We start from the raw sequence: 4,644 nt of genomic DNA on the forward strand, positions 1-4,644 counted from the left end.
CAAATATCACACTTTTTGCTTTTCACTCAATAAGTGAACATCCGAAACTGGGCTAAACCCTTGATATGATTACGTTTTCCGGTGCTTTTGATGAGCTGCTGTCACGGATTCAGGTATCTTATTAGAAGGGAGGATTTTCCTCGGAAGAGATATTGAACCAAATTTTGGACAAGCTCCAAATGATCGAACATGAAGTAAGCGATATCAAAACAAACATGGCAACGAAACAGGAGCTCGAAGAAGTGAAGCAAAACTTCACAACAGAGCTTGAGGATATTAAAGCCAACATGGCAACGAAACGAGAACTTGAAGAAGTGAGGAATCGTTTCACAAAAGAGTTCGAAGATATTAGAACCAACATGGCCACTAAACAAGAACTCGAAGAAGTGAAGCATAGTTTCACAAAAAAGATCGAAGACATTAAAGCCAACATGGCCACCAAGCAAGAGCTTGAAGACATTAAAACCAACATGGCCACCAAGCAAGAGCTTGAAGACATTAAAACCAACATGGCCACCAAGCAGGAGCTTGAGGACGTAAAGAACAACCTAATGAAAGAATTAGATCATGTCAAAGCCAATATGGTCACAAAGCAAGAATTTGTTTTCCTCCAACAAGCAGTGCTTGAAACAAATGAAATCGTTAAGAAAATAGAACAAAACATGGAAAAGCACGAACGGATTTTAGATCTTCTTTCTAGGCGTTCGATTGAACACGAAGCGGCAATTTCCAGCATTCGTCTTATAAAGACAACATGAGCAAGGAGGAAGCATCTCTCCTTGCCTTTCTGAGGTGCGGCCGCCTTTATAGTAAAGGAAGAAACATCTCCATCGGAATGCGTTCGACCATTTCGTAAACTACATGAGCCATATGATCCAGTGGAATGATATCGCCTGGCAACGTGAGATGATTCATGGTACACTCTTCAAAAATTATGATGATGTTTCATAAACGAATCGCTCCTTTTCCAGTGATAGTGGTTATGGTAACTCTATTCTGCCAGAAAACGAACGATATTTTGGTGTAAAAAAGGGGCTAATTCCAAAACGCATTCGCGTTTTTGGTCAGCCCCGTTTTGGTTATTCTTCCTCCGCCAAATTCGCCACCGGCAGCTCTTCCCCTTCGCCGTGCGTTGGCTTGCGCAAATGGAACAGCACCTTGATGGCGAAAACAAGCAACGCAACGACGCCGATCAAAAAGATCGTATCCGGAACAAAGCGGACAAGCAGCAAGTTTTGTACGACGTCTTGTTGCAAGAACGAAGGCGAACGGGACGCCCAATAGCCGTGTTCAAACGCTTCTTTGATTTGCAGCACCCCAACCGGGAGAAGCGTGATGAGAACCATGCCAGCCAGGCCGATGTTCAGCATCCAGCAAGAGAATTTCAGCCATTTGTCGTTCCATGCTTCCGGTTTGACGATGTTGCGCAGCGAGTAAAGAAGCACGGCGATCGCAAACATGCCATACACGCCCATCATCGCTCCGTGGCCGTGAGCCGGCGTTAAGAATTGCCCGTGTTCAAAGTAGCTGACCGCCGGCAAGTTGATCAGAAAGCCGAGCACCCCTGCGCCGACCAAGTTCCAGATCGCTGTGGAGATCAAAAACCAGAATGTGGCCTTATACGGGAAGTTGACCCCGCCGTCGCGCATCATTTTATATTGTTCATACGCTTCTAAAATAAGGAGCGTAAGCGGAATGACCTCGAGCGCCGAGAACACCGCGCCAAGAGCGATCCAAATTTCCGGTGAACCGTTGTAGTAATAGTGGTGGCCGATGCCGATGACACCGCTGCCTAGTAAAATCGTAAATTGGAAATAGAGAGCCCGGACCGTCGATTTTTTCGTCACCAATCTCATTTGTACGAGCAAAAACCCGATGACAACAACGGCGAACACTTCGAAAATGCCTTCGACCCATAAGTGGATGATCCACCAGCGCCAAAAGTCAGCCATCGTAAAGTTCGTATCCGGCTCGATAAAGAACGCGAAGATGTAAAAGAACGGAACGGCGATGGCTGAGTAAAACAGCAAGTGGATGAGACCGCCTTTGTCGCTTTCTTGCTTCAGCCCTCGTTTGATGCCGCGAAAGACGATGAACAGCCAAAGCAGCATGCCCACGACTAAAATGATTTGCCAAACGCGGCCGAGCTCAATGTATTCCCATCCTTGATGGCCAAACAGAAACCATTCGTTCCCTAAGTAGCCGTTGACGCCTAGCCATTGGCCGATCATGCTGCCGGCGACAAGGACGACAAGCGCCCAGAAGAGCAAATCAACAAGCAACCCTTGCTTTTTCGGCTCTTGCCCGCCGACAAGTGGCGCGATGAAAATCCCCATGCCAAGCCAAGCGGTGGCAATCCAGAAAATCGCCAGCTGCAAGTGATACCCTTTGGCGATGTTAAACGGCAATAGGTCATGTATCCATTTGATGCCGAAGAAGCTGTCCGGTTCCGTATAGTAGTGGGCGAGCAACGCCCCGAACATCGCTTGCACGAAAAAGAGCGCGGCGACGACAACGAAATATTTGCCCGCTTTCACTTGCGACGGAGTAAGCGGCTGCCGCCGCAAGTCGATGACCGGAAACTTCCCTTCTGCATACGCTTCTTGCATGCTTAACTGATAGCGGTGGAACACATACAAAATGATCCCGATGAACAAAATCAAAATCGTGACGCTCGCGCCGCTCCACCATACCGCGGAAAATGACATCGTATTGCCGGCGTCCTCATAGTACGGCCAGTTGTTCGTATAAGTGATGTGGTCGCCAAGTCTTGGCGTGCTTGACAGCCAAGCGGTCCAGAAGAAAAAGTCGGCAATTTGCTTGATTTGGTCGCCGTCCGCGACCCAAGCACGGCCTGATTTTGGCATGTCGCTTTCTTTGATCAATCCTTTTTTCAATCCCCAACCGTCGCCATTGGTGAACACGTCGCGGTAATAGTCGCGCACTTTTTCCAACCCGTATACTTGCGCATCTGTCAGGACGAGAACATCCGTAACCGGGTTGTAGCGATTTTTTCGCATTTCCTTGATGACTTGTTCGCGGATGATCGTTTTCTCATCGGCGGTTAAATCGGCAAACGGTTTGTGATACCGCTCTTTTGCTTTGTAATCTTGCATGCCTTCCGTATAAATTTTCAACGCTTCTGCCGTATAGTCCGGCCCCATATACGACCCATGCCCAAGCACGGTTCCGTAATCCATCAGCCCGTATTTTTGGAAGACGGCCTGCCCGCCGATGATCGTTTCTTTCGTCATCAACACTTGGCCGTCTTCACTGCGAACTTCCTTCGGCCTCGGCGCCATTTCTTTAAAAATCCAATATCCGCCGACAAGCAGGACAGTGAAGCTGATTAAAATGGTGAAAATGAGAATCGATTTGAGAAAACTGTTGGTCGTTTGCCGCCCCGGCCGCATGTTGGGGCGAACGGATCGATGAACTTCCATATGAGACAACCTCCTTCTCGTTTGTTCGCCCCCATTGTAGCGTGCTGAATCGAGGCCGGTTTGTGAGCTGGGGCAAATGTCCGTTATGATTTATATCACAGCTTTATGGCGTAAGAATGTATACAATGAAGGCAAAAAAGGCCAAACGGCGCGGATGTTCAAAAAGAGAAAAGCATCGATGCTCTGTTGACAGCCGCCACACTTTTGTCACATTTCCAAAGGAGAGAACGCCATGGCGAACCATTGGATGAAAGACCGCTTAAAAGCTGTTCCGTTGTTTCGTGAACTGTCCGATTACGAGCTTGATTCGCTGGTTGCCATTTCCCACGTGCGCGTTTACAAGCCGCGGACGTTTGTCTTTATGCAAGGCGACCCGTTAGAACGTGTCTATTTCATTCATTCCGGCACGGTAAAAATTTATAAAACGGACTTCAGCGGGAAAGAACAAATCGTTTCGATTTTGCAGACGGGAGAAATGTTTCCGCATGCCGGCTTTTTCTTAAAAGGCACCTATCCGGCCCACGCCGAAGTGGTCGAGGAAGCGACATTGATCGCGATCCCGATCCACGATTTCGAACAAGTGCTGATGGCGAGCCCTGAACTTTGCATAAAACTGTTCCGCGTCATGGGCGAAAAAATCGTCGACTTGCAAAACCGGCTTGAGGCGCAAGTGCTCCATAATACGTACGAACAAATCGTGCTGCTTTTGTTGCGGCTGACGCGCACGAACGCCGTCAAACAAGGGAAGTGGCACCGTCTCACCGCCCATGTGACGAACCGCGAGCTGGCCAACATGATCGGCACCGCCCGGGAAACGGTCAGCCGGACGTTGAGCCAGCTGAAACGGAAAGGGCTGATTGACGTCGACGAACACGGCTTTTATTTGATTGACCGCGAAGGGCTCGAACAAGAAATCTTTTTCTAACTCCTTTTTCCCCATCGTCCGGTACCGGTCGGGATGCGCAATGGAGCTGATGGGGTTTCCTTTCAAACATTTCGGCAAGCCCATCTTTCTGGAACATGCTATTCCGCCCTCTCAAACGAAAACGAAACCTTTTTTTCCAAAGTGGAATATGTCATGTTTCGGCCGAAAGATGTGAGCTATATCACAACATTCCACAGTGAAAATAATTATCATGATAGTCAAAAAGGAGCATTCCCGTTAGGAGCTTTTCCGGGGACTTGATCAAAAAAAGCCCTC

3 protein-coding genes are annotated in these 4,644 nt (G+C 48.3%); 2 read left to right on the top strand and 1 reads right to left on the bottom strand.

Annotation, left to right across the window (positions count from 1 at the left end):
* Window positions 1-179 precede the first annotated feature (179 nt).
* A complete protein-coding gene (locus tag IKE44_RS01460) occupies window positions 180-758 on the top strand; it encodes a hypothetical protein (protein WP_287464806.1) in 579 nt (192 codons plus the stop codon).
* A 321-nt stretch (window positions 759-1,079) separates the two neighbouring features.
* Here the strand turns inward: IKE44_RS01460 and IKE44_RS01465 are convergent, their stop codons facing one another.
* Complete coding sequence (locus IKE44_RS01465) at window positions 1,080-3,443, bottom strand: nitric-oxide reductase large subunit (RefSeq protein ID WP_033013780.1); 2,364 nt, start codon at window positions 3,441-3,443, stop codon at window positions 1,080-1,082.
* A gap of 232 nt (window positions 3,444-3,675) precedes the next feature.
* Between IKE44_RS01465 and IKE44_RS01470 the strand changes: the two genes are divergently transcribed.
* Window positions 3,676-4,368, top strand: a complete 693-nt coding sequence (locus IKE44_RS01470) for a Crp/Fnr family transcriptional regulator (RefSeq protein ID WP_011230259.1) — start codon at window positions 3,676-3,678, stop codon at window positions 4,366-4,368.
* Window positions 4,369-4,644 lie beyond the last annotated feature (276 nt).

Source organism: Geobacillus sp. (genome assembly GCF_017515625.1).
GTDB lineage: Bacteria > Bacillota > Bacilli > Bacillales > Anoxybacillaceae > Geobacillus > Geobacillus stearothermophilus.

Coding starts and splice junctions, on each gene's coding strand:
- IKE44_RS01465 (WP_033013780.1), bottom strand. CDS start 3,443: ATGGAAGTTCATCGATCCGTTCGCCCCAACATGCGGCCGGGGCGGCAA.
- IKE44_RS01460 (WP_287464806.1), top strand. CDS start 180: ATGATCGAACATGAAGTAAGCGATATCAAAACAAACATGGCAACGAAA.
- IKE44_RS01470 (WP_011230259.1), top strand. CDS start 3,676: ATGGCGAACCATTGGATGAAAGACCGCTTAAAAGCTGTTCCGTTGTTT.